General features: G+C 47.6%; 11 protein-coding genes, 1 pseudogene and 1 riboswitch. Of the genes and pseudogenes, 4 read left to right on the forward strand and 8 right to left on the reverse strand.

The window, feature by feature from the left end; translation table 11 throughout:
• Positions 1 to 102: 102 nt before the first annotated feature.
• The 4 genes and pseudogenes from H8S02_RS12470 to H8S02_RS02515 form a co-directional block, all read right to left on the reverse strand.
• A complete protein-coding gene (locus H8S02_RS12470; protein WP_330601916.1) occupies positions 103 to 1,653 on the reverse strand; it encodes an S-layer homology domain-containing protein in 1,551 nt (516 codons plus the stop codon).
• A gap of 495 nt (positions 1,654 to 2,148) precedes the next feature.
• A pseudogene (locus H8S02_RS12805) lies at positions 2,149 to 3,153 on the reverse strand (leucine-rich repeat domain-containing protein); the annotation flags it as partial.
• Positions 3,104 to 3,265: a hypothetical protein gene (locus H8S02_RS12480; protein WP_243166383.1), complete on the reverse strand. Its 162-nt coding sequence runs from the start codon at positions 3,263 to 3,265 to the stop codon at positions 3,104 to 3,106. The gene H8S02_RS12480 and the pseudogene H8S02_RS12805, both read right to left, overlap by 50 nt.
• 174 nt (positions 3,266 to 3,439) lie before the next feature.
• Positions 3,440 to 3,529, reverse strand: a riboswitch (cyclic di-GMP riboswitch).
• Positions 3,530 to 3,814: 285 nt separating this feature from the next.
• A complete protein-coding gene (locus H8S02_RS02515; RefSeq protein WP_202183339.1) occupies positions 3,815 to 4,150 on the reverse strand; it encodes a helix-turn-helix domain-containing protein in 336 nt (111 codons plus the stop codon).
• A gap of 123 nt (positions 4,151 to 4,273) precedes the next feature.
• Here H8S02_RS02515 and H8S02_RS02520 point away from each other — a divergent pair, with 123 nt between their 5' ends.
• The 4 genes from H8S02_RS02520 to H8S02_RS02535 are packed head-to-tail and all read left to right on the forward strand — an operon-like array spanning position 4,274 to position 9,364.
• The gene (locus H8S02_RS02520; RefSeq protein WP_186969157.1) at positions 4,274 to 6,217 is read left to right on the forward strand and encodes a hypothetical protein; all 1,944 of its coding nucleotides are present in this window, start codon (positions 4,274 to 4,276) and stop codon (positions 6,215 to 6,217) included.
• A gap of 44 nt (positions 6,218 to 6,261) precedes the next feature.
• Complete coding sequence (locus H8S02_RS02525; RefSeq protein WP_186969159.1) at positions 6,262 to 7,002, forward strand: zinc ribbon domain-containing protein; 741 nt, start codon at positions 6,262 to 6,264, stop codon at positions 7,000 to 7,002.
• 14 nt (positions 7,003 to 7,016) lie between these two features.
• Positions 7,017 to 8,549 (forward strand): YARHG domain-containing protein, encoded by a 1,533-nt coding sequence (locus tag H8S02_RS02530; protein WP_186969161.1) that lies wholly within the window; start codon positions 7,017 to 7,019, stop codon positions 8,547 to 8,549.
• Positions 8,537 to 9,364: an N-acetylmuramoyl-L-alanine amidase family protein gene (locus H8S02_RS02535; RefSeq protein WP_186969163.1), complete on the forward strand. Its 828-nt coding sequence runs from the start codon at positions 8,537 to 8,539 to the stop codon at positions 9,362 to 9,364. The genes H8S02_RS02530 and H8S02_RS02535 overlap by 13 nt, the downstream gene beginning before the upstream one ends.
• Here H8S02_RS02535 and H8S02_RS02540 read toward each other — a convergent pair whose 3' ends face one another.
• The 4 genes from H8S02_RS02540 to H8S02_RS02555 form a co-directional block, all read right to left on the reverse strand.
• Positions 9,365 to 9,535: a helix-turn-helix domain-containing protein gene (locus H8S02_RS02540; RefSeq protein WP_186969165.1), complete on the reverse strand. Its 171-nt coding sequence runs from the start codon at positions 9,533 to 9,535 to the stop codon at positions 9,365 to 9,367.
• Complete coding sequence (locus tag H8S02_RS02545; protein ID WP_186969166.1) at positions 9,532 to 9,786, reverse strand: MerR family transcriptional regulator; 255 nt, start codon at positions 9,784 to 9,786, stop codon at positions 9,532 to 9,534. The genes H8S02_RS02540 and H8S02_RS02545 overlap by 4 nt, the downstream gene beginning before the upstream one ends.
• Positions 9,787 to 9,935: 149 nt before the next feature.
• The gene (locus tag H8S02_RS02550) at positions 9,936 to 10,988 is read right to left on the reverse strand and encodes a hypothetical protein (RefSeq protein ID WP_186969167.1); all 1,053 of its coding nucleotides are present in this window, start codon (positions 10,986 to 10,988) and stop codon (positions 9,936 to 9,938) included.
• 1 nt (position 10,989) lies between these two features.
• The gene (locus tag H8S02_RS02555) at positions 10,990 to 12,153 is read right to left on the reverse strand and encodes a RecQ family ATP-dependent DNA helicase (RefSeq protein ID WP_186969168.1); all 1,164 of its coding nucleotides are present in this window, start codon (positions 12,151 to 12,153) and stop codon (positions 10,990 to 10,992) included.
• Positions 12,154 to 12,267 lie beyond the last annotated feature (114 nt).

Consider the following 12,267-nt stretch of genomic DNA (forward strand, 5'->3'; position numbering starts at 1 on the left):
CCGGAATATTTCTGGGAGCTTCTACTGATATAATATATAGATCAAAATGGGGGAGAAACAGAAAAAGCACAGCCGAAGCTGTGCTTTTTGTCTGTACGAGGTTTACTTGCTCATCTCGCAGAAGCGCATGAGGATTGCGGCAACCTCTGCGCGGGTTGCGTTATTCTGCGGGTTCAGCTTGCCGTCGGAGCCGTTGACAATGCCGTTAGCTACTGCCCACTGCATTGCATCTGCTGCATAGGTGCTGACGGAAGCTGCATCAGAGAAGCTGTCGAACTTGCCGTCTGCCTTCGGAGAGCCGGCATAGCGGTACAGCATGGTAACGAGCTGCTCGCGGGTGATGTTGGCGTTCGGGTTCGTACCGTCGGACACGCCCTTAGCCTTTGCCCACTCCATGCCCTTCTCGTACCAGGTAGCGCCGCCGGTGGTATCCTCGCCTGCGTAGCGCGCGAGAACCGTCATCAGCATTGCACGGGTCGTGGTTGCGCTCGGCGCAAACTTGTCGCTGCCCGTGCCGCTCATCAGGCCCTTGTCGGAAACGTACTTGACCGCGTCAGCGAACCAATCGGAGGAAGCAACGTCATCAAAGCCGTTCTTCGAGGGCTTGACGTCCTCGATTTTGCTGAAGGTCGGGGTAACCGTTACCTTGCCCTCTGGCATGGTGAAGGTGTACTTGCCGTTGCCCTTGTCCGTCACGTCAACGGTTTTGCCCTTTGCGTCGGTGACAGTCAGCTTGTCGAGCTGATAGCCTGCATCCGGGGTGACGGTTACGGTAACCGTATTGCCCTTTTTCGCCGTGCTCTTGTCCAGAGAAACCTTGCCGTTCGATGCAGTGGATGCAGAAACGGTGTTGGAGGTGCTGGAAGAGGAAGAGCTGGAAGAATGGTGAGAGCTGCCCTTGTAGGTTACGGAAACGACGCAGGTGTCCGAAGCGTTGTTATACAGATCGGTGCCGGTGTAAGCGGCCTTAAAGGTGTAATCCTTGGTCTCGTTCGGCAGGGCAGCAGTATACTTGCCGTCCTTTTCGGTTACCTTGATGTCGTTGTCACAGGTGACAGCGAGCTGGCCCTCGGTCGGGACACCGGAAACCGTCAGCTCAACCGAGCCGCCGCCGGTAAGCGTATCCGGAGTTGCGGAGATCTTGATAGAGGGTGTAGCCTTATTGACAGTCAGAGTAAACTTGTCAGACGCAGCACTATAATCTGTGCCACCAGCAAAACCTACAGAAATTTCCGTGGTGCCTGCACCGACGATAGTAACCGTTACGGTTCCATTATTGTCCTGAACAGTAGCAACGGAAGTGTTGGAGCTTGTCACAGTGGCTGCTTTATTTGCTGTATAGGTAAAGGTAAACGGCTTATCGCCATAGGTAGCGGCGGTCTTGTTGTTGGAAATCGTGACGCTGCCTGCCTGCTTTGCTACGGTAACAGGAACGACCGCAGTGGTTGCAGAAGCGGTATCAGAACCATTCTTAACCGTTACAACGCAGTAATAATAAGTCGTACCAACGGCGGTGATGTTCGGGGAATACGTTGCACTTGTGGCTTCGAAAATCTTGGTACCGCCCTCGGTGCTGTTGCTGGTGTTGCTGTACCACTGATAAGAGTAGGTAAAGCCGTCAACAGGCTCAGACACCGTGGCGGTCAGGGTCACCGCACTACCGCCGACGTAGGTATTGGCAGACGCAGGGGACACAGTGACAGCGGGGGAAGCCAAAGACCAGCTATCGGCATCTGTAAAAACATTTTTTGTGGTGGTGGAGCCTTGGCTCACGTCGTCGACTGCTTCCCATTTGCCAAACGTATATCCCGCTCTCTTGGGCGTTTCTGTTTGGCCAGTATAATCCGGAACGGCATCTGTCGCGGTCAAAATATAATAGGTGTTGGTGGTATTGCCCTTGCCGGCACCACCCTTTCCCCATTCAAGATTGCCCTTTACGCTATTTGCCTGAGATTCTGTGCGGAGATAATACTTTACATATTGGGTGTCCTTAATACAAGCGTGTGTAAGAGCGGAATCTCCGTTATTAGCCCCGTTATTGTACAATTCACCGATCTGCGTCGCACGATGCAGGTCAATCACTTTTACGCCGGTGCATCCGCCAAAGGCATTGCCGCCAATATCATCGATCCCATTTCCGTAGGAGATGTATGTCAGTCCGGTACAGCCAGAAAAAGCACTTTCGCCGATTTTCGTGAGACTGTCAGGGAATATGATGCTTGTCAGCGCGTCACAATCACGGAAGGCCTGATAACCGATTTCTGTAAGGGATGCGGGCAGCGTAACATCTTGCAGGCTGGAGCATCCGAAAAATGCTTGTGAGCCGATCTTTGTCAGGCCAGAGGGAATACTCACCGTCTGCAGTCCTGTGCAGTTGAGAAAAGCCTTCTCGGGAATTTTTGTGATAGAATCTCTCAACGTCACCTTTTTCAAGGTCGTTATCTGTGCGAAAGTATCTGAGCCAAAGGGACAGTTTACATCGAGTTCTTCCAATTCGCCGCCATTGAAAGACCAGCTGGGGAGCTCTGTTGTCACATTGTTACCAATCGTGAGTTTTTTAATTGGGCAACCGACAAAAGCGCCGTCCGAGATGGCGGTCACAGCAGAAGGTACTGTATATTCATCTCGCACAGTAGAGTCACCCGGATAAGCGATCAATGTTGTGCCATCCTTGTTGAATAAAACGCCATTATCGTCTGTTTTGAAATTGGTATTCTCATTCAGGTTAAACACCTTAGCAGCAGAGGTCTCGAGCGCCCACCGTTTAATGGTACTCACATTTGCGCCAATGTCATACTCCGAAACGCCTGTCAAGCCGTTAAACGCGAAGGCACCAATAGAAGTAACATCTTCGGACACAACCACGTTGGTAATCTTTTTGATTTCAACACCTGTTGCACTTGCTCGCCAGGGTTGTGTGGCCTTTGCATTGTTAATGTTGGCAGTATAATCCGCCATAGCGCCAGAACCGGAGATGGTCAGGGTATATGTAGGATTTTCATTGTCCTCATTGTTTGGCGTCAATTTCCATGTGACGTTGCTTTCGCTGCCTGCTGCGCCGCAGCTGCCCTCCAGGACAGAGTTGTTTTGAGGTGCGGCTTCATCATCCCCATCTGCCGCAAACGCCACGGTCGGCGCCATTGTCAATAGCATGCAAAATGACAATATTGCCGATAACAATCGTTTTTTCATAACTTTTCCTCCTTATTTTATCAGCCTTAACGGCATCAATATAAAAAAACGCTTTCAAGACATGGCTACCCATGATTTAAAAGCGTTTTCATATCTTTTTGGAACAGCACAAAAGGGTAGAGTTTTACTTGCTCTGTGCTGTGAGCAGTGTATTGCACCGCGAATCGGTCTGTCAAGTTCTTTTTCACGGTGTACACCTCCTTCTGCCAAATAAAACGCAGAAGAGGTTAACAGCGTCCTCGTTGATGCTTGCAACCGGCTGTCATTGCAGCTTTCGCCGCTTTAGACCCTTCTGGCTTTGCGTCCCCATCTTTCGACGGGTTTGCCTATTTCTCAGGCACCGTGCTTAAGTTCTTAATTATTGTACCATAAGCTGTATAGGTGTGCAACTGGTCTGATATACAATTCGTGCCATAAAAATGATATTATATGCAGCAATATGATGGATATCGCCGTTTTTATTCGTACGTTTCGTGAGCACATGCGCTAATTCTGTGCAAGTTTATATATTGTACGTTTCGACTAAAATGACAGGAAAGTCCATATGAAGTTGCGGTGCTCTTGTGAAATAACATAGGTGGACAATCTCTGTCCACCTTATTTGCTATAATATACCTGTAAATTACTTTTCAATCGCCAGAACATTCCGCACGATCACGTTGATGCGCTCGATGCTTTCGAGCGGGAGGTCGCGGATCTGGTCGCACACCTGTGCGATGACGGCATCTTTCGCATTATCCACAGGTTGTGGATCGGCGAACAGCTCCGCCAGTGAAATGTCGAGCGCCCGCACGATTTTCTCCAGCGTCTTGATGGTCGGACTTTTGAGTCCGCGCTCCAGATGCCCGAGAAAAGCCGGGTTGATTTCCGCCTGTAGCGCCAACGTTTCCTGGCTCCAGCCGCGTAAATTTCGGAAATATCGGATTCGCTCGCCTACATTGACTTCGCAATACATCATCGTCACCTACCCTTTGATACTAGGTTATCTTGACAATTAGTATTGCGCAAAATGCTATAGGTATTGTATAATAATACCTATAGATAGTTGAAGCTTATACTCTTTGACAGGCAGGGGATTCAAATGAAAACATTTCCGTTGTTTGGGAAAACACTTACGTTTACAGAAAAAGAACTGAAATACACCGAGATACTCAGAAAATATACACGGCTCTCTGAGCAGTACCGAAAGAAATATGAAACAGCATATAACAACTTCGGTGATTGGCAAACATTTTGGGAACAAGGCGAATCGGTGGGCAACAAATATATTGCCGAAGCAGCTGAAGAAGTCGTTAAAGCCTATGTAGCCCATGGAACATATGACTATGTAGCCGACGAAGCGTTGTGCGGCTGCAAAGAATACTTTGAATGGAAAAGTCTATGGCTTGATATCGAAGATGTCCTGACGAAAGTTTGTGAACAATATACAGATGTACAGAATTTTCGCAATCTCCGCAAGCAAAACCGCAGTCGTGTGAACACGGTAGGCTTCGGTGTCAAGGGAGCAATCGGTGCCGCCATCGCCAATGAGGCAGCCAACGCAGCTACCGGCTTGATGCACGATTTTATCAACAGCCTCGCCACTTCATCTGATTATTCTAAAATCAAGAAGAAGATGCAGCAGTGTTATCAGAACGATGAGTTTAAAGACCAAATTTTAGACAGCTTCCAGAATGTTATTTTTGCTTTGAGAAAATCAGAGGAAAGCCTGTATGACATTCACCGCGAAGATTATCTTCCGAAAGACCGCAAGCGTGCGGACGCATTGTTAGGGAATCTCCAGTATATTGAATTAGACAAGCAGTTAGATGTTCTTATCGAAATTCTCCAGCTGAATCCCTATTGCAGTGAAGCATACGAACAGCTTTTGACCCAATATGGTGATCCTCAGGCAGAAGTGTATACCTTGCTTCAGGCTTTTCCGGTTTATGATGAACAGGGCTTGATATATCATTTGATTGAAAATGTCGATATTACGCCAGCTGATTTGGCTGCATCGGATTCTACGCACAGGAAGATTTTGGCTGAAGCAACCGAAGAATTAGAGCAAACCTTTGCTCCTTCTATTATGAAAGATCATGCTGACTATCAAGCAAAACTTCAAAACATCAAATCTATATTAACAACGGTTTGCAATCATACTTACCCTTCTTTTGCGGAAGCAGAGAAAGCAAGAGATGCCCGGTCAAAGTTTACACATCAGGTCAGCAATCTGTCCCAGATCACCTACGAACAGCTTGTCACACTTATTGATCAACTGAAGGAATGTGACCTTCAGTTTCCTAAGACAGTTGATGATTACTGCAGCGCAGCCAACAAAGAGGAACTGAAACGCCGGACCGTTCATACTGTCACGTTCGATACCTTTGAGCAGGCAGAAGAAGCCCGTAGAATTCGTAATTCCGCTAAAGATATGTTATCGGCTGCCAAGAACAAATCTATTGCTGAAATGAAAAATATGGTTCCAAAGATGCAAGATCTTTCAAAAGGCTTTTCCGATCTACTGATACAGGATATCGTAGATGAATTAAATGATTTTATTAAAAAATCCGAACTGAAAGCAGCAAACGCAGAAAACATGAAACGCTTCGGCAGTGATATAGATTTCAACGATATGTCGCAGGAGAACCATCGAAAGCTGGTCAATCTTCGGCATTATATCGAGAAAAACTATGACAAAGCAGAATCCAAAGAGATTGTTGATAAATTAAGTGATTCTATTTACCGCTATAATATGATGGCAGAAGAAGAACGAAAAACCGTAGAAAATCTTCAGCAGAAAGTACAGGAAGTGCCCGCAGGCAGTATAGTCTCCATCGTCTTTATGACGATTATACGAGCAATCGTATGCTTTGGCATTATGGCTGCGGCAGCCATTTTTGCATTCAACTTTATCGGTGCAGTCATTGCCTTCTTCGCACTTTGTTACTTCCTTGCTACTACCTACGAAAAATTCAGCGCCTATTCTGAGAGCCGGAAAGCCGGTGCTGAATTGCGTTCTCGGAAGTCTTCATCTTCCCACTAATAGCATAATAATTTCTATTTATCAATACAGTTAGAGGGGATAAAATGAGCAAGATTTGTTTGAATTGCGGCAACGAAGTTGAGGACACTGCGCATTTCTGTAATATCTGCGGCACAGAGATGAACGAGCAGACCTGCGCATCTAACACATCGCCTGAACCGGAGCCTACTCCGCCAACAGAGCAGATTTGTCCGTCGTGCGGCAACACCGTGCCAATTGACTCGAAATTCTGCCGGTATTGTGGTGCGCCACTGCAAAAAGAGTCAGAGAAACCGCCGGAGTCTGAGCAGGCAAACGCACACAACGAACAGCAACAGACCACAGGCGGCAATTCTTCTCAATCGGAGAATACCACACAGACACCGCCCAATACAGGCGGAAATCCTGTGCCGTCAGCAGAGTCCCACGGCATCAACTGGAAAGCAATCGGCAGCGCGATCAGTACGATCATTACGATTATCGTTGTAATCTATCTATTCACCAATCACCCGGTTTCTGATGTAAAAAGTATCGTATTCGATGACTGGGGTGTCATTGAAATCGGTGAAGCTGCCGAACATTCTCTGAGCGATCCGGAATGGACCTCTTCCAAAATCGACAGCAAGCATTATTATGTAACCGTTTCCGGCTACTATATCGAAGGCGGCGGAAGAATGTCGATCACCTTTGAAGCCACCTACAGCGGCAGCCATGTGTACGCACAGGCCATAAGCTGTCGCTGGGACGGCGATACTTATTCCGATAATTTATCTATTTCAGCTGCTATGGCAGCCATCTACAGTTAAAAGAGGGATTTAATATGTTTTGTGATAAATGTGGAAAAGAATTAGCACCGGGCAGTATATTCTGTCCTAACTGCGGCGCTAAACAACTGGAGGAAGAACCATCGGCAGAGATGTCCGCATCATCATCTGTATCGCCTGTCCGAGAAGCCCCGTCTTCACAGCCGTCAAACCAGCAGTCAGCAGAGCGCACTACATCCCCGAAACATGTCACAGATGAATCCGTATATCGCAAGATTATTTGTAACAATGCAGATTATTATCTAAGTCAGTTCCAAAATATTCTATACGGTGAAAAAAACAAGATGAACTGGGCATCGTTCTTTCTCTCACTGTACCATGCCGCTTACCGTGGTGTCTGGCGCGAATGGCTACGTGCAGTCATGTGGTCGCTCCTAATTGCAATCGGTTCCGGTTTGATTGCGAGCGCTACGATTGGTTACTATCCGGGTGTTGCTATTTTCTTTGTAGTCATCGCAATCTGCGGCGGAATCTGGTGGATCATTGCCAATATTCTATTCGCTAAAAATTTTAATCGCGTATATCTGGAACATGTTGAAAAGAAAATCGCGCAACAGGACTTCACGCCTGATCCATCCGGAGGACGTGTTATTGCATCGATTTTTGCCTATGCAGCAGGCTATACGATGGTCGGCATTATTATCGGTGCACTCAGCGTCGGCAGTTTGATGGCAGGAGCGGATGATTCGACGTATGACGATACGGATATCAACGACTCCTCTGCTTACGATGAGGCCGCTGAGGATCACGATAATACAGATGCTACCGCACCGGATACCTCCGGCTCAATCACTGGTACGGATGTATACGATTACCTTGGCTATTGGACGGTAGACCGCTATAACAGCTATCTGGATGGTTATGTAGGCTTCAATCTGGAAAGCAACAATGACATTCTCTGCTTCTCTGCACAGGCTGTATGGAATCAGGGCGACCGTGTGACCACAATCGATACGGTTTCTCTTGATATGAATTATGACGGTACACAGGCCGGTGGTTATTACCAAGATGACCGTGGCAACGACGGCAATATTGTTCTGGATTTCGAGAATGGTGAGCTTTATCTGACTGTTACCTGTCGAAGCGGCGGAGACTGGGCGATGACGATGGAACACGAGCACTGTACGCTCGATCCCAACGGTGTGCAGGAGGAATATGCAGATCCCGACCTGCCGTCTTACTCCGAGTCCGGATATGACTATTATTCAGATGGACAAACCGTTTCGCGGGGGATCAATGATGTCAGCAGCGATTATATTGGCAGCAATCATCTATGGCCGACGGACACACTGACAATCACTAACAGCGATTTGAGCGTATTAACGCGCACTGAAGTTGCAGAAATCCGCAATGAAATCTTTGCGCGACATGGATATGTATTCTCATCTTCTCAATGGAGTGATTACTTCAATACCGCAGACTGGTATTACCCGGATTCGTCGTTCTCCAATGATATGCTCAGTTCGAGCGAAAAGCAGAATGTTGATACAATCACAGCTTATGAGAAAGCGCAGGGATGGAATCAGTGAAACGACTAATTTGTATGCTGCTTGCATTCCTGTGTATAGGCGGATGCCGTAATCGGCAAACGCTGACTGAGCAACAGCCGCAGGAACCGCAGCAATCGACAAAAATTGAAGTCGATAATGCGCCTTCGAATCATGTTCCCTCCGAAACAGAAGAGCCAGAACCTGTTCTGCCGCTTGCGGAGAAAATCATCTGCGTTGATCCCGGACATGAAGTGACCAGTCAGCGTGTGCAGGAGCCGATTTCGCCACACAGCAACGCGACCAAAGAAGCCTTTGTCGGCGGTGCTTCCGGCAGAAATCAAACCGAGGAACAGTTGAACCTTGCAGTCGGGCTGCGGCTGCAAGTCCTGCTCGAAGAACAGGGGGCAAAAGTCATCATGACGCGAACAACGCATGAAAGCGATATGACCAGCTATAAACGCGCACAAATGGCGAACGAAAATCACTCTGATCTGTGTATCCGCATCCATGCGGACGGCTCGTCGGACGCTTCGGTGTACGGTATGTCCATGCTTGTTCCTTATGGCGATCAGCTGGCTTCGCAGGACATTGTGCAGCCTAGCCAAGCTGCGGGTGAATGTGTGTTGAACGCAGCGCTCGCCGCGACCGGTGCGAAAAACAATGGTATCGTACAACGTTCCGATTTAACCGGATTTAATTTTGCGGAAGTTCCAACGATTTTGATTGAAATGGGATTTTTAAGCAATCCCGATGAGGATGCGCGTATGGAAACGGAAGAATACCGTGACAAACTGGCACAAGGCATTTGTAATGGCATTATAGATTACTTTGCAAGCGTTTCGGACAATCAGTGATCACAGATTTTCCTCAAAAAACTTCATAATTCCCGCTCTGAGCACTCTCCACTCCCTGCCGACCTTTACGGCAGGGAGTTCTTCGTTTGCGATCATCTTGCGGACCTGCTGGCGCGTGGTTTTGAGCAGGTCAGCCGTCTCCTTGACGGTCAGAATTTCGTCGTTCCTCATGCCCACGGGTCCTTCCTCGAATCGGGCTGCGACGAAGTGCGAGGCTGATTATACTGCTCCTTGTATATGAAATTGTGCAGTTTGCGCACCAGAACCTTGCGGAAACCCCAGTTGCCGTACTGGTCCTCCTGCGGCTGAATGCTGTACTTGTCCGCGTAGTGTTTGAGCTCTTGCTTGCTGATTTCAAACTGTCGGCAGACCTCGTCGATGGTGTAAAACTCCTTCATCCCGCGATAATCCAGATACTTCATAAAAATCATCCTTTTACATATAAGATTTGACAGCACAGATCACAGTTCACCGCAATTCATGCCATCTTATAGCTATGTTAGTGATTTCATTTCAAAAATGGCAATCAAAACCCATGCCAATTCCATTGAAAAGGCATGGGTTTCGCAATTTACAGAACAAATTTCAATTCTTCAATCTCTGATTTATCCTTCAATGTCGCAGGCTGAATGCCGAGTTTTTCAAACTGCTTGCGCGCAGTGCGGAGCTGGCTTTCGGACAGCTCGCTGTTTTTCACAGCCTGTGCATAACATTTGCAGTCGGACAGCTTTTTGACAAGCAGCCGCATATTTTTGCGAGTTGAAGCATGTTTCACGGTCTCAATCTTCGCCATACAGTCCGAATACCGCACAAACGGCAGGTCTGCGTGCAGCATTTCCATATAAGAACGGATGGTGTCCTCGGACTCGTCCATGACAGTTTTCAGGATTTTCTTGTTGCTGCCCTTGACTTCATCGGACAGTCCGCGCTTGAACTTCGCTCCCGAGCGGGCCACCTCGAACCGGAGCATCGGCGCATCATACTGCTCCAGCAGATCCTCCTCCATCAGCTGAAACGTCTTGTCATAGACCGTCAATGTGGTCGTTTTGCAGCAAATACGCCACGAATGTGCGTTCTTTTTCTTACGATTTGAGAATTCTTTACCGAATGTGCACAGCTTGTACTGTTTCATGTACGGACTGCGGCGAACGACGCGCAGCGCCTCGTCAACCCAGTCCTGCGAGTTGGGAAAGTAGTCCAGACAGCAGTCAATGCGTGAAAGTGTCAGCTGCTCAAACTCGCAGTTCAGACCGATTTCATGCAGCAGCTTGGTCATTTCCTTGTCGAGCAATTTCAACTGTTTATCTTCCGCGTGGAATACCTTCTTGGGCGAATATTCTTCGTGCAGCAAAGTGTGCGGATTGAGACGGAAATGTATAAAGGGGGCGTGATTTTTCTTTGTTTTGTTCTTGCTGCGCACCTGCTGGTACAGATAAAGCACCACGCCCTGACCGCAATAAGAGGTACAGATATACTTCGTCAGACCTTTCTCGGAATGATATGTCGGGTCCGGATAAAAAATGCCGGAATTCACACTTTTTAGATGCTGAAACACCTTGTTGAAGTCCTTCTTAGACACCCTGTGAAATAATTCGATTGTGTGGATGCCATAGCGAAAGTCCATTTCACTCACCGTCCTTCGCAAAGCACTCGATGATTGCATCGTGCAAATCGTCCGACGACTCGCAGATTGCATACAGTTCATTTACGGCATCAATCGCGCGTTCATCCGTATTGCAGATGATGTCAAGGTTCATCTGAAAGTCAGCGTCATTCCAGAGCAGCAGCGCCTTTGCGCGTCTGCCGTCGCGCCCGGCTCTGCCTGCCATCTGGTAGAACGACGCAGCGCTGAACGGCAGCTGAGAGACGATAATCAGACGAATATCCGGGATATTCACGCCCATACCGAACGCAGAAGTTGCAATCATAATACGCGCCTTGCCGGAACGAAAGCGCTGCTCCTGCTTCGCTCGGTTGGATAATTTGCTGTGGCAGATGGCAATCTCATCAGCCTCGATATCACAATCTTCAATTAAGTAATCGCGCATCTCTTCCACATCACAGACACGGGTGCAGTAGATAACGATTCTGCCCTTGTTAGCATATTTTAGAATTGCTTTCTTGACTTTCCCATAACGAATTGCCTCCGTTTTCACGAACACTTTCCCCAGAGAAAGGTTAGATCGCTTGAGTTTGCCGATATGTACCGCCGGATTTTTCATATGCAGACTTTTCGCAATATATGAAATATCTTCCTGCATAACAGTTGCGCTGAACGCAGCAACAACAGGGGACGAGGGCAAATCCTTGATAAATTTACCGATATTGCGATACATTGGACGAAATTCATTAGCCCATTCCGTCAGACAATGCACCTCATCCACAACGATCGTGTGCACCTTGTTCTTCAGAATTGCCTTCCACAGATGCGGATCATTCAGCCGTTCCGGTGCAACAAAGAGCGCTTGGAGTTTACCATGCTTTAATCTTTCAATAATATTGGTATTCTCCGCATTGCCGCTGTACAGGCAGCCCGCTCGGATTTCGCTGTCCTCGCAGCGCTGCACTAAGTCCCGCATCAATGCAACCGTCGGGAGAATACCAATCATCAGATCGTTCGGGTGCATAGCAATCATCGAGAGAAAGCAGATCGACTTGCCTTCCGAAGTCCGTGCTAATCCAAGAACATCTTTACCATTGAGTAAGTCTGTAATTACATCCTTCTGAAACGCTTTCAGCTTTGCGATACCAAAGCTATTGCATATCATCTTTTCCTGTTTGTTTGTCATAATTTTCACTCCTGAACATAGAATTCTCGTTCAAAACTGAAATTTAGAAATTTCATCTGAACTGCCTTTATTCCATTGTTGAGAGCGTAATCAAATTATAATTTCACAGGAATA

This window comes from Agathobaculum hominis, assembly GCF_014288055.1.
Lineage (GTDB): Bacteria > Bacillota > Clostridia > Oscillospirales > Butyricicoccaceae > Agathobaculum > Agathobaculum hominis.

Bases quoted from the DNA above. Each gene is read 5' to 3' on its own strand.
- H8S02_RS12480 (WP_243166383.1), bottom strand. From the start codon at position 3,265: ATGGGTAGCCATGTCTTGAAAGCGTTTTTTTATATTGATGCCGTTAAG.
- H8S02_RS02515 (WP_202183339.1), bottom strand. From the start codon at position 4,150: ATGATGTATTGCGAAGTCAATGTAGGCGAGCGAATCCGATATTTCCGA.
- H8S02_RS02520 (WP_186969157.1), top strand. From the start codon at position 4,274: ATGAAAACATTTCCGTTGTTTGGGAAAACACTTACGTTTACAGAAAAA.
- H8S02_RS02525 (WP_186969159.1), top strand. From the start codon at position 6,262: ATGAGCAAGATTTGTTTGAATTGCGGCAACGAAGTTGAGGACACTGCG.
- H8S02_RS02530 (WP_186969161.1), top strand. From the start codon at position 7,017: ATGTTTTGTGATAAATGTGGAAAAGAATTAGCACCGGGCAGTATATTC.
- H8S02_RS02535 (WP_186969163.1), top strand. From the start codon at position 8,537: ATGGAATCAGTGAAACGACTAATTTGTATGCTGCTTGCATTCCTGTGT.
- H8S02_RS02540 (WP_186969165.1), bottom strand. From the start codon at position 9,535: ATGAGGAACGACGAAATTCTGACCGTCAAGGAGACGGCTGACCTGCTC.
- H8S02_RS02545 (WP_186969166.1), bottom strand. From the start codon at position 9,786: ATGAAGTATCTGGATTATCGCGGGATGAAGGAGTTTTACACCATCGAC.
- H8S02_RS02550 (WP_186969167.1), bottom strand. From the start codon at position 10,988: ATGGACTTTCGCTATGGCATCCACACAATCGAATTATTTCACAGGGTG.
- H8S02_RS02555 (WP_186969168.1), bottom strand. From the start codon at position 12,153: ATGACAAACAAACAGGAAAAGATGATATGCAATAGCTTTGGTATCGCA.